14 protein-coding genes and 1 pseudogene are annotated in these 15,639 nt (G+C 68.9%); 9 read left to right on the top strand and 6 right to left on the bottom strand.

The window, feature by feature from the left end; genetic code table 11:
* Positions 1 to 568: 568 nt before the first annotated feature.
* The 5 genes and pseudogenes from D451_RS0100080 to D451_RS26130 all read left to right on the top strand — a co-directional run bounded on the left by D451_RS0100080 (position 569) and on the right by D451_RS26130 (position 4,808).
* Complete coding sequence (locus D451_RS0100080) at positions 569 to 1,624, top strand: chaplin family protein (protein WP_026124701.1); 1,056 nt, start codon at positions 569 to 571, stop codon at positions 1,622 to 1,624.
* A 115-nt stretch (positions 1,625 to 1,739) separates the two neighbouring features.
* The gene (locus D451_RS0100085) at positions 1,740 to 2,591 is read left to right on the top strand and encodes an SURF1 family cytochrome oxidase biogenesis protein (RefSeq protein WP_193789584.1); all 852 of its coding nucleotides are present in this window, start codon (positions 1,740 to 1,742) and stop codon (positions 2,589 to 2,591) included.
* Between the two features lie 7 nt (positions 2,592 to 2,598).
* Complete coding sequence (locus D451_RS0100090) at positions 2,599 to 3,432, top strand: class I SAM-dependent methyltransferase (protein WP_014909176.1); 834 nt, start codon at positions 2,599 to 2,601, stop codon at positions 3,430 to 3,432.
* Positions 3,433 to 3,515: 83 nt separating this feature from the next.
* Complete coding sequence (locus D451_RS0100095; protein ID WP_017532973.1) at positions 3,516 to 4,325, top strand: TIGR02452 family protein; 810 nt, start codon at positions 3,516 to 3,518, stop codon at positions 4,323 to 4,325.
* Positions 4,325 to 4,808, top strand: a pseudogene (locus tag D451_RS26130) (N-acetyltransferase family protein). Before D451_RS0100095 ends, D451_RS26130 begins: the two are co-directional and overlap by 1 nt.
* Positions 4,809 to 4,840: 32 nt before the next feature.
* Here the strand turns inward: D451_RS26130 and D451_RS26135 are convergent.
* From D451_RS26135 to D451_RS0100115, 3 genes are all read right to left on the bottom strand, one after another.
* The gene (locus D451_RS26135; RefSeq protein WP_017532974.1) at positions 4,841 to 5,650 is read right to left on the bottom strand and encodes an alpha/beta fold hydrolase; all 810 of its coding nucleotides are present in this window, start codon (positions 5,648 to 5,650) and stop codon (positions 4,841 to 4,843) included.
* A gap of 120 nt (positions 5,651 to 5,770) precedes the next feature.
* Entirely contained in the window at positions 5,771 to 6,388 is a 618-nt protein-coding gene (locus tag D451_RS0100110; RefSeq protein WP_017532975.1) for a TMEM175 family protein, read from the bottom strand.
* Between the two features lie 268 nt (positions 6,389 to 6,656).
* On the bottom strand, positions 6,657 to 7,664 hold the full coding sequence (locus tag D451_RS0100115; protein WP_017532976.1) for an STM4015 family protein: 1,008 nt from the start codon (positions 7,662 to 7,664) through the stop codon (positions 6,657 to 6,659).
* A 172-nt stretch (positions 7,665 to 7,836) separates the two neighbouring features.
* On the opposite strand from D451_RS0100115, the gene D451_RS0100120 reads away from it, so the two are divergent.
* Entirely contained in the window at positions 7,837 to 8,088 is a 252-nt protein-coding gene (locus D451_RS0100120) for a Smr/MutS family protein (RefSeq protein ID WP_014912425.1), read from the top strand.
* 299 nt (positions 8,089 to 8,387) lie between these two features.
* Positions 8,388 to 9,530, top strand: a complete 1,143-nt coding sequence (locus D451_RS28040) for a DUF308 domain-containing protein (RefSeq protein ID WP_161628219.1) — start codon at positions 8,388 to 8,390, stop codon at positions 9,528 to 9,530.
* Positions 9,531 to 9,666: 136 nt separating this feature from the next.
* Here the strand turns inward: D451_RS28040 and D451_RS0100130 are convergent, their stop codons facing one another.
* The gene (locus D451_RS0100130) at positions 9,667 to 11,142 is read right to left on the bottom strand and encodes an ATPase (RefSeq protein ID WP_017532977.1); all 1,476 of its coding nucleotides are present in this window, start codon (positions 11,140 to 11,142) and stop codon (positions 9,667 to 9,669) included.
* A gap of 112 nt (positions 11,143 to 11,254) precedes the next feature.
* The gene (locus D451_RS0100135; protein WP_036567624.1) at positions 11,255 to 12,184 is read right to left on the bottom strand and encodes a PfkB family carbohydrate kinase; all 930 of its coding nucleotides are present in this window, start codon (positions 12,182 to 12,184) and stop codon (positions 11,255 to 11,257) included.
* A gap of 150 nt (positions 12,185 to 12,334) precedes the next feature.
* On the opposite strand from D451_RS0100135, the gene D451_RS0100140 reads away from it, so the two are divergent.
* On the top strand, positions 12,335 to 13,135 hold the full coding sequence (locus D451_RS0100140) for a VOC family protein (protein WP_017532979.1): 801 nt from the start codon (positions 12,335 to 12,337) through the stop codon (positions 13,133 to 13,135).
* Positions 13,136 to 13,232: 97 nt separating this feature from the next.
* Entirely contained in the window at positions 13,233 to 14,024 is a 792-nt protein-coding gene (locus tag D451_RS0100145) for a VOC family protein (protein WP_017532980.1), read from the top strand.
* A 39-nt stretch (positions 14,025 to 14,063) separates the two neighbouring features.
* Here the strand turns inward: D451_RS0100145 and D451_RS0100150 are convergent, their stop codons facing one another.
* Positions 14,064 to 15,635: a long-chain-fatty-acid--CoA ligase gene (locus D451_RS0100150; RefSeq protein WP_017532981.1), complete on the bottom strand. Its 1,572-nt coding sequence runs from the start codon at positions 15,633 to 15,635 to the stop codon at positions 14,064 to 14,066.
* Positions 15,636 to 15,639 lie beyond the last annotated feature (4 nt).

A 15,639-nucleotide genomic window follows, 5' to 3' on the forward strand; every position in this document is an offset into this window, starting at 1 on the left:
GGAGGGGGTCCTTGTGCCATGAAGAGGCGAATCGGTCAATTTTCTCTCTTCGGACTTCTATCTTTTTCGAGGCGATTATGGACGCAAGGAATGAGGCGCTCTCCTGGGGTGGGGAAAACGAATCTACGAAGTCCTTTCGTAGTCTTCTTTTCGATGAACTCCCGAAATTTTTTCATCCCGAGTCGTGACACAGAGTCACTGTAATGCGACGTGCAGTAGCTCTATGCAACTCTTGGGCCTGCGGGTATGCCCGTTCGTAGTGGAGCATGAGCATATGGTGATGATGTGCGTGGTGGGCGATTCCTGAAACGGCCTGCGCGCCCGCCCGCTCTGCTCTAACGTTTCGGTCCGTTGGCGGTCGTCCATGGAACGAACTCCGAAAGGGCCGAACCGTCACCCCTGCACGTATACGCGGGCCACCCCGCCGTCCCGACTCCGTCGAGGACGGGCCCGCCCACCGTGCGACCCGTCCACGCGGCCGTACAGAGACCGCCGGGAATCGGGCGCACGGACTTCGCGCTCCGCTCGGCGCGTCCTCTGGCAGTCTTCAGAAAGGTCCAGCCGCACCATGCGCAATACGTTCCGTTACTCCTTCGCCACCGCTTTGACCGCGGGTCTGGTGATCGCGCCGCTCAGCGCCGCCTTCGCCGACGCCACGACCAGCGGTGCCGGCGGTGTGGGAAGCGGCAACCAGATCGTCGTCCCCGTGGACGTCGAGGCCGACCTGTGCGGCAACTCGATCGCGGTCCTCGGCATCTCGCAGGCCCAGTGCACCAAGGTGTCCGAGGTCCTCTACGAGAGCAGCGGGCAGAGCGCCTCCACCGACGGTTCCGGCGGCGTCGCCTCCGGCAACCAGATCGTCGTCCCGGTCGACGCGGCCCTGGACATGTGCGGTGACTCCGTCGCCGTGGCCGGCGTCTCCGAGGCCGACTGCGTCTCCGTCGTCGAGGCACTCCAGGAGGAGTCCGAGAAGTCCCCCTCCACCCTCGACACCGACGGTTCCGGCGGCATCGCCTCCGGCAACCAGCTCAACGTTCCGGTCGGCGCCGCCATCGACATCTGCGGCAACTCCGTCGCCGTCCTGGGCGGGGCCAGCGCCGAGTGCACCACCATCATCAACATCATCCAGGCCACCCCGGAGAACACGGGGAACCCGGCCAACAACGCCTCCACCGACGGTTCCGGCGGCATCGCCTCCGGCAACCAGGTCTCGGTCCCGGTCTCCGCCGCCGTCCAGATCTGCGGCAACGCCGTCTCCGTCCTCGGCATGGCCGAGGCCGCCTGTGTCACCAAGATCTCCGACGAGCGCGAGAAGCCCGAGGAGGAAGAGGAGCAGGAGGAGACGGAGACCGAGGAGGAGACCGAGACCGAGGAGGAGACGGAGCAGGAGAAGGGCGAGGAGAAGGAGACGGAGAAGGAGGAGGAGAAGAAGGAAGAGGAGACCTCCTCCGGTACCTCCGACGACAAGCCCGCCCCCGTCGACCAGGCCGGTGGCTCCGAGCTCGCCGTCACCGGCGGCGCCCTGAGCGGTCTCGTCGCCGCCGCCCTGGCCGCCATCGGCGCCGGTGGCGCCGGTCTCTACTTCGCCCGCCGCAAGCGTCGGGCCGCCGCCGAGGAGATCTAGGCTCCCGAGCCTCGGAAACGACCCCGACCGGGGGAACACCGCTCCGGCCGCATCGACACCTCCCCGACACGGGGGCGGTGTGGTGCGGTCGGAGCCGTCTCATAACCTCGAAGACGTGCTCAAAGTCCTGTTCTCCCGTCGCATGCTGGCCTTCCACGCGCTGGTCGTACTGCTCGTGCCCGCCTTCATCTGGCTGGGCTTCTGGCAGCTCGACCGGGCCGGTCAACGCGCTTCGGCCGTCGACCTCCAGCGGGGCAACCTCGCCGCCGAGCCCGTGTCGGTGGACGAGATCGCCTCCGTGGACGAACCGGTCTCCCGCGACGACCGCTGGCGCACGATCGAGGCCACCGGGACCTGGGACACCGACCACCAGCTCCTGCTGCGCAACCGGGACGGCTCCCAGGGGGTCGGGTTCCACGTCCTCACCCCCCTGATCACCGAGGACGGCACCGGCCTGCTCGTCAACCGGGGCTGGATCGAACGCGGGGAGACCGCGCAGGACACCCCCGAGATCCCCGAGGTGCCCGAAGGGACCGTCGAGTTGACCGGGCGCCTCCAGATCGGCGAGACCGAGGAGAACACCGGTCTGCACGGCCGCGACGGACTGCCCGAGGGGCAGATCATGATCGTCGACGTGGAGGAGCTCTCCGACGAGCTGCCGTACCCGATCTACGACGGCTACATGGAGCTCACCGGCCAGGACCCGGCGCCCGAGTTCGTGCCCGAATACGTCGAACTGCGCGAGGAGGACAGCGGAATGAGCGCCTCCTACGCCGTCCAGTGGTGGGTGTTCAGCGTCGTCGCCGTCATCGGGTGGATCGTGCTCATCCGCCGTGAGCTGCGCGATGCCCGACAAGAGGACTCCGAGGGCGACGGCGCGCTCACGAACGGCGACACTGGTGGGGGACCCGCCGGGGAGGCCTCCGGCGTCGACGAAGAGGAACAGGTCCCTCGGACCCGGACGTAGGAGCGGTGTGCACGACAGCGTGAACGAGGAGCCGGAGTACCCGACACCCGGCGGGGTGGAACGGCGTTCGATGACGACCGAGGAGAGCGCCAGAGCGGGGCGTCGCTGGTGGGACGGGGCCGCCGACGCCTACCAGTTCGAGCACGGCGACTTCCTGCGCGACGTCGGGTTCGTCTGGTCGCCGGAGGGCGTCGACGAGGCCCGTGCCCGGCTGCTCGGCGACGTCGCCGGGGCCCGGATCCTGGAGATCGGCTGCGGGGCCGGCCAGTGTTCCCGTTGGCTTCGAGACCAGGGCGTGGGCGAGGTCGTCGCCTTCGACGTGTCCCTGCGCCAGCTCCAGCACTCGCGTCGCATCGACGAACAGACCGGACTGCGGGTGCCCACGGTCCAGGCCGACGTCCAGAGGCTGCCGTTCGCCGACGCCTCCTTCGATGTGGCCTTCTCCGCCTTCGGGGCGTTCCCGTTCGTTCCCGCCGCCGAGGCGGCGCTCGCCGAGACCGCCCGGGTCCTGAAGCCCGGCGGCCGCTTCGTGTTCTCGGTGACCCACCCGATCCGATGGTGCTTCCCCGACGATCCGACCGAGCACGGGATGACCCTGCGCCAGTCCTACTTCGACCGCCGAGCCTACGTCGAGGAGGACGAGCACGGTCGGGCCCTGTACGCGGAACACCACCACACGGTGGGCGACTGGATCCGCGGGCTCGTGGCGGCCGGCCTGGTCGTGCGCGACATGGTCGAACCCGAGTGGCCCGAGGACAACGATCAGGTGTGGGGAGGCTGGGGTCCGGTCCGCGGACGTGTCCTCCCCGGTACCGCCATCTTCGTCACCACCAGACCCTGACCTCCCGCCCCGGGGCCAGCGAAAATCGCTTGGGGGCGGTAGGGCCGGTTCGTTAGCGTCGGGGGCCGACGAGAGGAGCGACGGTGTCCCAACGCTTGCGTGAGGTGTGGCGACAGTCCAGGGAGGCCTACGAGAGGGGCTCCTACCCGGTGGAAGGGCGGGAGGTGGACCTGACCGCGCCGCTGGCCGAGATGAGGTCCGGCACCCGCCTGCACACGCCCGAGGAGATCGCCTCGCTTCCGCTGCCCGAACCGCGGTTCGAGACCCGGTACGAGGTGACCGGAGAGGACACCCTCACGGCCGCGCGAAGACTGACCGTCGAGACCGGCGGCCGTGTCGCGGCGCTCAACTTCGCCTCCGCGCGCAACCCCGGCGGCGGTGTGGCCAACGGCGCGCGGGCCCAGGAGGAGAGCCTGGCCCGATCCAGTGCCCTGTACGACTCGTTGATCCGGTGCCCGGACTTCTACGCGCACCATCGGGCCGAACGGAGCCTGCTGTACAGCGACCGGGTGATCTGGTCGCCGAGCGTGCCCGTCTACCGCGACGCCCAGGGCGACTGGCTGCCCGAGGCGGTGCCGGTCGACATGCTCACCTCGGCCGCGCCCAACCGAAGGATGGTGGAGCGCAACCAGCCCGAGCGGGCGGCGTCGGTGTCGCCCGCGCTGGAGTCCCGAGCCCGCGCGGTGCTCGCCGTGGCGGCCCACCACGGGGCCTCGCGCCTGATCCTGGGGGCCTGGGGCTGCGGGGTGTTCGGCAACGACCCGGCCGACGTCGCCGGAGCGTTCGGGAAGGGGCTCCACGGGGAGTTCGACGGGATCTTCGAACGGGTCGTGTTCGCGGTGTTGGGCCGCGATCCGGGGGTAGGGCGACCCTTCGAGGAGGTCTTCGCCTGATGAACGCGTGGAGCGGTGACTGGGAGAGCGAGGGGCCCGCGGGGGTCCTGATCAGGAACGCGGTGCCCGAGGACTACGGGCGGATCGTCGCGGTCTGTGACGAGTGGTGGGGGAGACCGGTGGCGCACATCCTGCCCCGGTTGTTCCTGGACCACTTCCACACGACGATCCTGATCGCCGAGAAGGACGGGGGCTGCTCGGCTTCCTGGTGGGGTTCCCAGCCCGACGAAGGGGGACGAGGCCTACGTGCACTTCTCCGGCGTGGCTCCGGAACAGCGTCGGTCGGGGCTGGGCCGGGAGATGTACCGGCTGTTCCTCGACGCCGCGAGGGATGACGGACGAACCGTCGTCCGGGCGGTCACCTCTCCGGTCAACGAGAGGTCGATCGCCTTCCACCGGTCGATCGGGTTCGCCGTGACGGGGCCGCACGAGGGGTACGACGGCCCCGGCACGGATCGGATGGCCTTCGAACTGCGACTCTGACCGGGCCGGAGGATAGAAGACCCCGCGCCCGATCAGCTCTCGCTCGCCCTGTTCCGACGGGGTTCGCCCAAGGCCTCGTGGAACCGGGCGATCGCCTCGGCGACCCACCCCGGCCTGAGCCGGTTGGCGAGGTGCCCTTGCCCGGGCAACTCCACGATGTGGGCTCCAGGGAGGGCATCGCGAAGAGCCTCGCTCCGACGGCGCAGATGGGACGGGCTGCGCCGGCCCAGCAGGAAAAGTATCGGGACTCCGATCTCGGAGTACCGGTCGACGCGCACGCCCGCCAGGTCGATGGCCTCGCAGTCGACGAGCTGGCGCCGCGCACGAGGCCGCAGACCGGGAACGGCCGCGACGACGGCCCCGAAGAGCCACGCTGAGGGGGCGGGGTATCCGACGACCTCACGGAAGAAGATCGCGATGCTGCGGGCCGTCCTTCCGCGATCCGCGGCGGACTCGGCCCTTCGAAGGGCCTCTCCTCCGAGAGGGAGCCCTTCGACGGGCGCGGGCGGTTCGTAGAGTACGGCCCCCGCGAACGACGAGGGTGAGGCCGCCATCGCCTCCAACGCCACGACCGCCCCCGAGGAGTGGCCGACCAGAACGGCGCGTCCGCCCAACGACCGGACCACGGACACGACGTCCTCCACCTCTCGCTTCAGCGAGTTTCGAGGATCGACGCGCAGGTCCGGCCGGTAGGTGCGGCGGTGCACGCGTACGACACGGAAGTGCGGGGCGAGTCGGGTACTCACCCGGTCCCATGATGTGCCGTCGTCCATGCCAGGGTGCAGAACGACTACGGGAGGCCCGGCCCCCTCGTCGAAGCCACGGATCTCGGTTCCGTCCACGGAGGTGGCGATTCTCTTCGGCAAGGGGCCTCCAAAGGGTGTCGGGGGAGTGGGGAGGGCACGGGTCCCGGATTCGCCGATGTACCCGCGGTGGTCGGTTCTGAAGCGGCGCTGCCCGGACTATGGCTCCCGCTCGGTGCTCTCCCGGTAGAAGCGGTGGATGCGCCGGTCGGGGATCACCCAGAGGACGGCGACGAGCACGAAGGCGACGAGCGCGATCCCGATACCGACCCCCGCCTCACCGGGGTCCAGGATCGCCGCGACGATCCCGACGAGGTACAGGACGGGCGAGACCTTGCCCTTCCAGTCGCTTCCGATGGCCCTTTTGAGGGACGAGTCCTTCCCCTGCACCCGGATGATCGTGCTCTGGAGGACGAAGTAGGCCAGGGCCATCAGCAGAAGGACGACGCCGTAGAGGATCACCGGTACCTGAGCGAAGCTCGTACTGTCCATCCACGAGGTGGTGAACGGCAGCAGGGAAATGAAGAACAGCAGGCCGAGATTGGCCCACAGGCCCCTGCCGTCGACGCGGTCGGCGACCTGGAACATGTGGTGGTGGTTGTTCCAGTAGATGCCGACGTACACGAACGACAACAGATAGCTGAGCAGGCCGAGCCCGGTGGTGGCGAAGAACGACTCGAAGGTCGGGGCCGCGGGCTGGACCAGGCCCAGCACCATGATGGTGATCACGATGGCGAGCACGCCATCGCTGAACGCTTCGATCCGTCCGGTATCCATCGCACCCGTCCCGCGAGTCGGCGAGGCCCCGCCGGGAGCCCCGTGTCGAGGCGGCCTCGGTGATCGATCGGTGGAAGGCGAGCACCATCGATCGGGGCGGAGCGGCCCTGACGAGGGAACCTTCGCTCTTCCGATGCTGCCACCCTCGGCGTTCTCGGCGATGTTCCTCGGTGCGTGTCCGTGACTTCGAAGATGGAGAGCGGGCCCCGGGAGACCCAACGGCCCCGGGGCCCGCCTCGACACACGAACGAGACGGGGCCCTCGCCCGCTATTCGGAGGCCGAGGTGTAGTACATGGGCCCCTCGTCGGGGTCCTCCTCGTCCGGCTCCAGCCGGTCCGACAGGTCGACCTCCACACCGCTCTCGGCGAAGACGGTGCGCACCCGCTCCTCCATCTCCTCGCTCAGGTAGTGGTGGTGCAAGTCGAGTTCGCGCAGCCCTGAGAAGGCCGCGGCCCGTTCGACGAGCACCCGGCCTCCCTCATCGGTGAGGATGCCCAGGGACAGGTCCAGCACCTCGAGCCGCTTCAGGATGGGCGCCTCGGCCAGAACCGGGATCCACTCGTCCAGTCTCTCGGCGTTGCGCACGCCCAGATACCGCAGCCCTGGGAAGCCCTCTCCCGAGATCAGCGGCGCCAGGTCGTCGGGGTAGGTGTCCTCGCCATAGTCCCCCACGCCCAGCCACAGCTCCAGGCGCTCCAACGAGGGCCATCCAGAGGAGGCGATCTCCCGGGCGGCGGAACCGGGCAGCCCACCGCTTTCGATGGTGAGGGAACGCAGCGACCCGTGCGAGGGCACGTGCAGGGAGAGCTCTCCGGTCCTGATGGCGCCCGCGGCGCCCCGCACGCCCAACTCCTCCAGGTGGGGGAAGGCCTCCAGGAGAGGACTCAGGTCGGTCTGGCAGATCCAGGAGAGTTCGCACTCGTCCCAGCCGACGTCGCCGATGAAGACGGAACGCAGGTTCGGAAACGCGTCGGCGTGCTCGACGAGCAGATCCACCGGCTCGGCCATCTCCCTGCCGCCCCAGAGACCGAGGGTCATCGCGGACACCCGCTCGCCCCCGACCTCGGAGAGGAAACGGGTGAGGTGCCGGGCTCGTTCGTCCGGCTCCATCCACGAAGTGCCGTCGACACGCAGCCGCCAGGCCACGGAGCCCACGTCGGCGGGGGTGCCATCAGAGCCCGCGACCTGTCGCAGTTCGCGCCGCCACCCCTCCTCCGTCGTCTCTTCGGGGAAATCCACCACGGGCAGGCCTGCGAACTCGGTGAGGTTGTCCAAGGGAACTCTCTTCTCAGGAGGTGAAATGCCTCCCATGCCTAACAGTTCCGGGCGACAGATCGGCACGGCCTCGGCGGAGACCTTGTGACCTCGCCCCGGGACGGTGGCGTGCGCGGGCCCTGCGGGGACCGTGCGCGTATCATCCGTGCCAACCGGACCGGGAGGTACGAACGTGCGACTCAAGCTCGACCTGCATGACATTTTCAATAAGGGACGTGACATCGATCGGGCGCTCGACGACATCATGGACGAGGCCGAACGCAAGAAGGCCAAGACCATCGAGATCATTCCGGGCAAGGGATCGGGCCAGTTGAAGAAGCGGGTCCTACGCTTTCTCGACCGTAAGGACGTCAAGGCGCGTTACCACCGTGTGGAGAAGGACTCGAAGAACTTCGGCCGTCTGTTCGTGCACTTCAAACACTGATTCATGTTCTCGGAGAGCGTCGAATCGGAGCGTTCTCGAGGTGGGCCGTCCCTTCCGTGTCCAAGGGTCTTGCGTCACCTCTGAACTGGGAAGACGCCGATTTTCGCTCTTGGTCGTCCTGTTCATGGACGGAAAGCGGAGCGGTGCTCGTTCCGTCTCGGCGTCGACGCTTTCGAGGCACGGCAGGGCGGTTCGAGTCGAGTATCACCCCGCGCGGCGGCCGTTTCCACGGAAAGGCCGCTGGTACTTTGTGCTCTGATGCGCCGAGCATCCTCCACCCCCCTCCCCGAGGAGCACGAATGAACTCGCCCGGGCCACGCGATCCCGCCGGGTATTCCGCCCAGGAACTGGCCGACCCGCGCATCGACTCCGAGACCCTACGGCGGATCGCCGCCGTCCGACCGGACCTTTGGCCGTCGATCCTGCGTCACCCGAACTGTGATGGAGGCCTGGCCGCGCACATTCGGCAGAACACGCCCCAGGCCGCCCCGCCGTCGCGGACCGGCCCCCTCCCGCCGATGGGAGGGCCGCCGCAGAGCGGCCCCCAGGCCCCTATGGGCGGTGGCCCCCTCCAGACCGGCCCCCAGGGGCCCGTCGGCGGGCCGCGGAACGGACTCGTGCCTCCTGTGGGCGGACCCGGGCGGCCCGGGTCGCCTCCGATGGGGGGAGCGCCGCGGAGCGGGGCGCAATCCTCGCAGGCGGCCTCCGGTGCCAAGGACCTGGCGAACGGCGCGAAGACCTACTTCGCCGACACCGTCGCGCCCGCCGCCATGAGCGCGGCCCGGACGGTGAGCGAGAGGTCCGGTGAGGGTTCGGGCGCCGTGCACTGGACGATCTGGGTCCGCTTCGCCGTCCCCGTGCTCGCGCTCATCGGGGTCATCTCGCTCTTCATGCCGATCGCCTCCGCGTCCTACCGGGGCTACTCGGTGAGCGTCAACTACTTCTCGGAGGAGGCGCCCCCCGGCGAGGGGGCCGTCATGCTCATCGGGTTCATCGCGGTGATCGCCTTCTCCGTGGTGTCGCTGATGACCGGTAAGAAGTGGGCCGTCATCACCGCGGGCGTCCTCGCCATCCTCTTCGGCCTCGTCGGTACGATCAACGGCTTCGGCAGCGGCTCGTCCGCGAGTGGTCAGGCCTACGCCTCCGCCGGTTCGGGCGCGATCCTGCTGGGGATCTCGGGGCTCCTGTTGCTCATCGCGGCGATCGTGACGCTTCTCCCGAAAAAGGTGTTCGCCGCCGGGCAGCAGCCCGTTCGGCCTCAGGGGTTCGCCCCGCCGCAGCAGTACCCGCAGCAGCAGGCGCCTCCGCCTCAGCAGCAGGGCTTCCCGCCCCGGCAGCAGTTCCCCCCGCCTGGGCAGTACCCCCAGCAGGCGCCTCAGCCTCAGCGGCCCCCGCAGCAGCAGGAGCCTCCGACCAAGCCCTTCCCGCCGCAGCAGCCCTGACGGGAGCGGAGACGAACCGATGTGCCCCTCGGCCCCGCCGAGGGGCACATCGCCATCTCGGACCGTTTCGCCCACGTGCCTCTTGAGGAGCGCGGAGCGTTTCGTGCGCCGGGGAGATCCGGACGCCGGTGAGAACTCACGCCCGACCGTACAGGGTGGGTAGGTCGATCAGTCGGATGTCGTGAGACGTCTCCGCCTCGGCGCGGGCCTTGTCGTTGAAACCGCCACCGCTGAAGCAGAACAGGCGGGTTCGCTCGGTGTCGTAACGTCCGCCTCTGGCGATCAGTTCACGGATATGTCGGAGACGCTCGATGTGGGCGGCGCCCATGGTGTCGTTCCACTTGGCCTCACCGATACCCAGCAATGGCGGCCTCCGGCTTCCATCGGGGATACCGACGATGGCCACGTCCACCTCATGACCGGTGCGCGCTCGAGTGTCGTGCACGATTCCGTGTCCCACCCGGGCCGGCAGGCCGCCGAGAAGATCAGGATCGGCGTGATGCAGGGCCCACTCACGACAGACCTGCTCGAAGTGCGGCCCCAGGACGTTGCTGACGAAACGGCGACGGCTCGCCTGCCAGACCCGGGACGCGCTTCCCGGGCGTTCCAACTGGTCCCATACGGGGCGCATGATCGCGTGGTAGAAGGCGATCAACGGTTCGGAGATGCGATAGGTGGGGCGGTTCTCCCGAAAGGCGTCCGAGTCTTTGTGCAGTAGGCCCGCGTCTTCGAGAACGTTGATGGGGTGGGCGATGTCCGTGGCCTTGCGTTCCATGTGGCTCGCGATGCCACCGCGAGTGGCGTTGCCGTCGGCCACGGCTCCCAGAACCGAGAGATAGAGGGCGGTATCGCGCAGATCGGGTTCCTCCGCCAAGAGATAGCGTGCCTCTCGGAAGAGCGGGGTCTCGGGGTTGAGGACGGTACGGACGACCCAGTCGTCGAAGTCTTCCGGCCCGCTCGGTGAGTCGCCACGGGCGAACTCACGACGGTAGGCGGGGGTGCCACCGACGATCGCGTTGACCTTCATCGCCAGATGGGGGTCGGTGATGTCCCAGAATTCGGCGGCGAGTCGATGATCGAGAGGGCGGACGACCAGTTCCAGGCCGGCGCGCCCTCGAAGGGGAGCGTTTCCGGACAGCAGCCTGCCCATGAACGACAGGGCCGAGCCGCACAGCAGCATCCGGGTACGTGAGGAGGCACGCTGTTCACGCAGTGGACGGAACGCCTCCTGGATGATGGAGGGGAGCTCCGGGTTGGCCTTGACCAGGTAGGGGAATTCGTCGATGACCACGGGTACCGGCCGCTCCGCTCCGAGTGCCAAGAGCGAATCGACGACCTCTGACCAGTCGGCGAAGTGGTAGGGGGTGGGGGGACGGACATGCGCGGTGAGCGCGGCACTGATTCGGCGCAACGACTCGGTATCCGTTGCCTCGGTCGCTCCGAAGTAGAAGCCTTCCTCGGCCCGACAGGCGGCGTCCAGAAGGAAGGTCTTGCCCTGACGGCGACGCCCGGAGACGACACCCAGGGTCGCGCCGGGCTGTTCGTCGGTGATGAACCGGGACAACGCCGACCACTCGTAGTCGCGGTCGAACATCTCGGAGGGCTTGCGCATGACGACCACCCTGAGCGATTAATAGAAGTACAGTTAATAGAAGTGTACTCCTATATTTGATCCAGGCTATGGATCGTCCCGCTCAGCGGCCTGAATCGTCCTTCGGGAACCGCTACCGGCGGTGCTTTGCGAGGAAGGCCTCCAGCTCCTCGACGCGGGGCGAGGTCGACGGGCCTCGGCGGGTGACGGCGAGGGCGGCGGCCGCGTTGGCGCGGCGGGCGGCCTCGACCGGATCGGTCCCCCGGGACAGCCCCGCCGTGAACACGCCCACGTGGGCGTCGCCGGCGCCGTTGGTGTCCACGGCGGACACCGGGAACGCCGGAACCGGGACGACCCCGGTCTCCTCCCGGGCGACCAGGCAGCCCCGGGCGCCCCGGCGCAGCACCACGACACCGCCGGGGGCGATCCGCTCGACCAGCAGGGCGGCGGCCTTCTCCTCGTCCGTCTCGTCGGAGAGCGTCGCGGCCTCGTCGGAACCGAGGCTGAGGACCTCCACTCGGGGCATGACCCGCTCCAGGGTCCGTGTCGGGATCATGCCCGCGACCGGGGCCGGGTCGAGCACGAGTCGCGTCCCGTCGACGAGCCCTTCGAGCCAGATCGCCAGTTCGTCCGCGCGCTCCCCCGGCAGGAGCGAGTACCCGACCGTGTAGACGAAGTCGCCCGATGCGGGGCGCAGCCGCCGCAGATCCGCCAAGGGCAGGTCCACCTCGGCCCCGAGCCTCGTGACGAAGGTGCGTTCGGCGTCGGAGTCCACCATGACGACGCAGAAACCGGTGTCCTCCGGCCTGGGCGGGTGCGCCACCGCCACCCCTTCGTCCCGAAGGGCGGCCCTGACCAGGTCTCCGTTCGGCCCTGTGCCGTGCGCCCCTCCGTAGACGACCTCCATACCGGCCCGGGCGGCCGCCGCGATCACGTTGAACCCGCCGCCCGGCAGTGTTACGGCCGAGCTCGCGAACGCGCCCCCGCCGGGCACGGGCACGGAGTCCACCTCCATCACGACGTCGATGATCACCGGTCCCACATGGTGGAGGCGTCCGTGCACGGAGGGTTCCTTCCTCGAAGGGCGGTGGTTACGTCCGATGATCATCCCGCACTTCTCACATGGGGTGATTGTCGAGTTTTTGCCGGTCGATCTCCTTCCGGTGTGCTCATGCGCCTCAGACTCGTGGGGGAGGCGAGAAGGAGGAAGCACATGATCACCACCGACTTCGTCGTCGGCTCGCCCCGCTGGCTCGAGTTGGGGTCCGACGCCCCGATCGTTTCGGCCGACTTCTACGGGAGGGTCTTCGGCTGGCGCACCCAGACGATGGGGGAGCGTTTCGGGGACTACCTGGTCATGAGGTCGACGGGGGAGGCCGTGGGCGGGATCGGTCCGCGCATCGTCGACGACGAACCACCGGCCTGGACGCCCTACTTTCACACCGACGACGTGGAGACGAGCGTCCACCGGGCCCGCGACCTGGGCGCGACCCTGGAGGTGGAGCCCACCGACGTGCGCGAGCTGGGACGTATGGCACACCTGACGGATCCCCAGGGAGGCTGGTTCGCCCTCTGGGAGCCGGGGACGTTCTCCAGCCTGCAAGCGGTCGACCGGCCCAACACCCTGTGCTGGGTCGAGATGTGGACCCCCGACGTCCAAGGCGCCAAGGAGTTCTACCGGGGCCTGTTCGGCTGGCGCTACGACGACATCCCTCTACCGGGCGGCGACAGCGCGTACACGACCCTGCGGCCGATCGGCATGGGCGAGGAGCGCTATTTCGGCGGGTTCATGGGGGTCGCCCCGGAGCAGCTCCCCAGGACCGACGGCGCCGCCGACTGGCATCCGATCTTCCAGGTGGCCGACTGCGACGCCACCGCGAGCGCGGTCCTGGACGCGGGAGGCCGGGTGCACATGGGCCCGGAGTACGCGCCCGGGGTGGGTCTGACCGCGGTGTGCTCGGACCCGTCGGCGGCGGGCTTCGTGCTCCTGGATCCGGAGGGCAGCCACGGCTGATCCGGGGCGAGGGATTGTCGAGACTTTGCCGGTCGGATCCCCGGAATGTCGGCGTCGCGAAGCACACTCGTGGGGGAATCTTCACTGGAGGCGGAGCATGATCACCACCGACCATCTTCCCGGGTCACCCTGTTGGATCGACGTGGCGAGCCCGGATCCCGAGATCACGGCCGAGTTCTACCGGCGCCTGTTCGGTTGGGAGGCGGAGTCGGCCGGTCCGGAGGCCGGCGGGTACGTGAACTTCCGGCTGAACGGGGCCCTGGTGGGGGCGATCAGCCCCACGAGGGACGAGGAACAGCCGATCGTCTGGTCCATCTACAGGTACACCACGGATCTGGACGAGACCCTGCGCGAGGCCACCGCTCTGGGCGCCACCGTCCACGTCGAGCCCATGGACGTGCTCGATCTGGGCCGGACCGCCTACCTGACCGATCCCCAGGGGGGAGATCTCTCGCTCTGGCAGCCCCGTTCGTTCTCCGGCCTGGAGTTGACGGACGCGCCCGGCGCCCTCATGTGGACCGAGATGTGGACGCCCTCCGCCCAGGGGACCAAGGACTTCTACGGTGGCCTCTTCGGCTGGGAGTTCACCGACATCGAGCTGGAGGGCTCCCAGCGGTACTCGATGATCCGTCCGGCCGGCACGGGGGAGGACCGGTACTTCGGCGGGGCCATGGAGATGACGCCGGACCAGCTACCGCAGACCGACGGGAAGGGCGACTGGCATCCGGTCTTCCACGTCATGGACTGCGACGCGGTGATCGCCGAGCTCCGGGACGCGGGCGGCCAGGTTCTCATGGGGCCGGAGGACGCTCCGGGCGTGGGACGCCTGGCGGTCTGCTCCGACCCGTTCGGGGCCGGGTTCGTGTTGCTCACCCCGTCGCCGATGTGAGGGCGTGGCGCCCGGCTTCCGACGCCGGGCGCCACGACGCTACTGGCGGGAGACGGCGGAGGCGCCGCCGCGCAGCACGTACTTCTGGATCTTTCCGGTGGCGGTCTTGGGCAGGCTCTCCACGAACTCCACCTGGGTGGGCGCCTTGAAGTGGGCGAGGTTGTCGCGGGCGAAGGCGATGATCTCCTTCTCCGTGGCGGTCTCCCCCTCGCGCAGGACCACGGAGGCGCGCGGGGTCTCGCCCCAGCGTTCGTGCGGCACCCCCACGATGGCGACCTCCAGGACCGCGGGGTGTCGCAGCAGTACCCCCTCCACCTCGACGGAGGAGATGTTCTCCCCGCCCGAGATGATCACGTCCTTGATCCGGTCCTGGATCTCCACGTAGCCGTCCGGGTGGGTGACCGCGGCGTCACCGGTGTGGAACCAGCCGTCGCCCATCGCCTTCTCCGTGGCCTCGGGGTCGTTGTAGTAGCCGCTCATCACGACGTTGCCGCGCACGGTGATCTGGCCGACGGTCCTTCCGTCCCAGGGCACCTCGACGCCTTCGTCGTCGACCACACGCAGCTCGCCCGAGGTGATGAGCTCGACCCCTTGCCTGGCCTTGAGGGCGCCGCGTTCGCGCGTGGACAGCCCTTCGTGCTCGGGTCGTCGCTCACAAACGGTGATGAAGGGCGTGGTCTCCGTGAGGCCGTACACGTGGGTGACGGTCCAGCCGAAGTCGCCCTCCAACCGCTCGATGGTCTCGGCGGCGGGAGAGGCGCCGGCGGTGACCACGTGCACGCCGGACGGCACGTCGCCGCGCACCCTCTCGGGGGTGTTGGCGAGCATGATGAGCACGGTCGGGGCCGCGCACAGCCAGCTCACCTCCTCCTCCCTGATCAGTTCGAACACGCGTGCCGGGTCCATGGCGGGCAGGCACACGTGGGTGCCTCCGGCCGCCGTCACCGTCCAGGTGTAGGTCCATCCGTTGGCGTGGAACATGGGCAGGGTCCACAGGTAGCGCTGTCCCAGCTCGATCCGCAGGTGCAGCAGGGTGCCCACCGAGTTCATGTACGCGTTGCGGTGGGTGATCATCACCCCCTTGGGGCGGGCCGTGGTCCCCGAGGTGTAGTTGATGGTGAGCAGGTCGGTCTCCGCGATCTCCGGGCGCTCGAAGCCGGGGGAGGCGTCGGCGATCAGCGCCTCGTAGTCCTCCCAACCCTCGCGGGCGCCCTCCAACGCGATGAAGCGCTCCACCCCCGGCATCCGGTCCCTCACCGAGTCCACGGCGTCGAGCTGATCGGCGTGCACGCACAGCACCTTGGCGCCGGAGTGCTCGACGATGTAGACGAAGTCCTCGCCGGTCAGCCGGAAGTTGACGGGGACGAGCACCGCGCCCAGCTGGGGCACCGCGTAGAACGATTCGAGCTGGGCGTGGGTGTTGGGCGCGATGTAGGCGACCCGGTCGCCCTTGACGACCCCCATGCCCTGGAGGATGGACGACCAGCGGTCACAGCGGTCGAAGAACTGCTCGTAGGTCAGGCGTAGATCCCGGTCGACCACCGCCTCGCGCTGCGGGTACAGCCTGCGGGTGCGGCGGGCGAACTCCAGGGGGGTCAGGGTGAGCTCCACGGTG

It is taken from the genome of Nocardiopsis alba DSM 43377, assembly GCF_000341225.1.
GTDB lineage: Bacteria > Actinomycetota > Actinomycetes > Streptosporangiales > Streptosporangiaceae > Nocardiopsis > Nocardiopsis alba.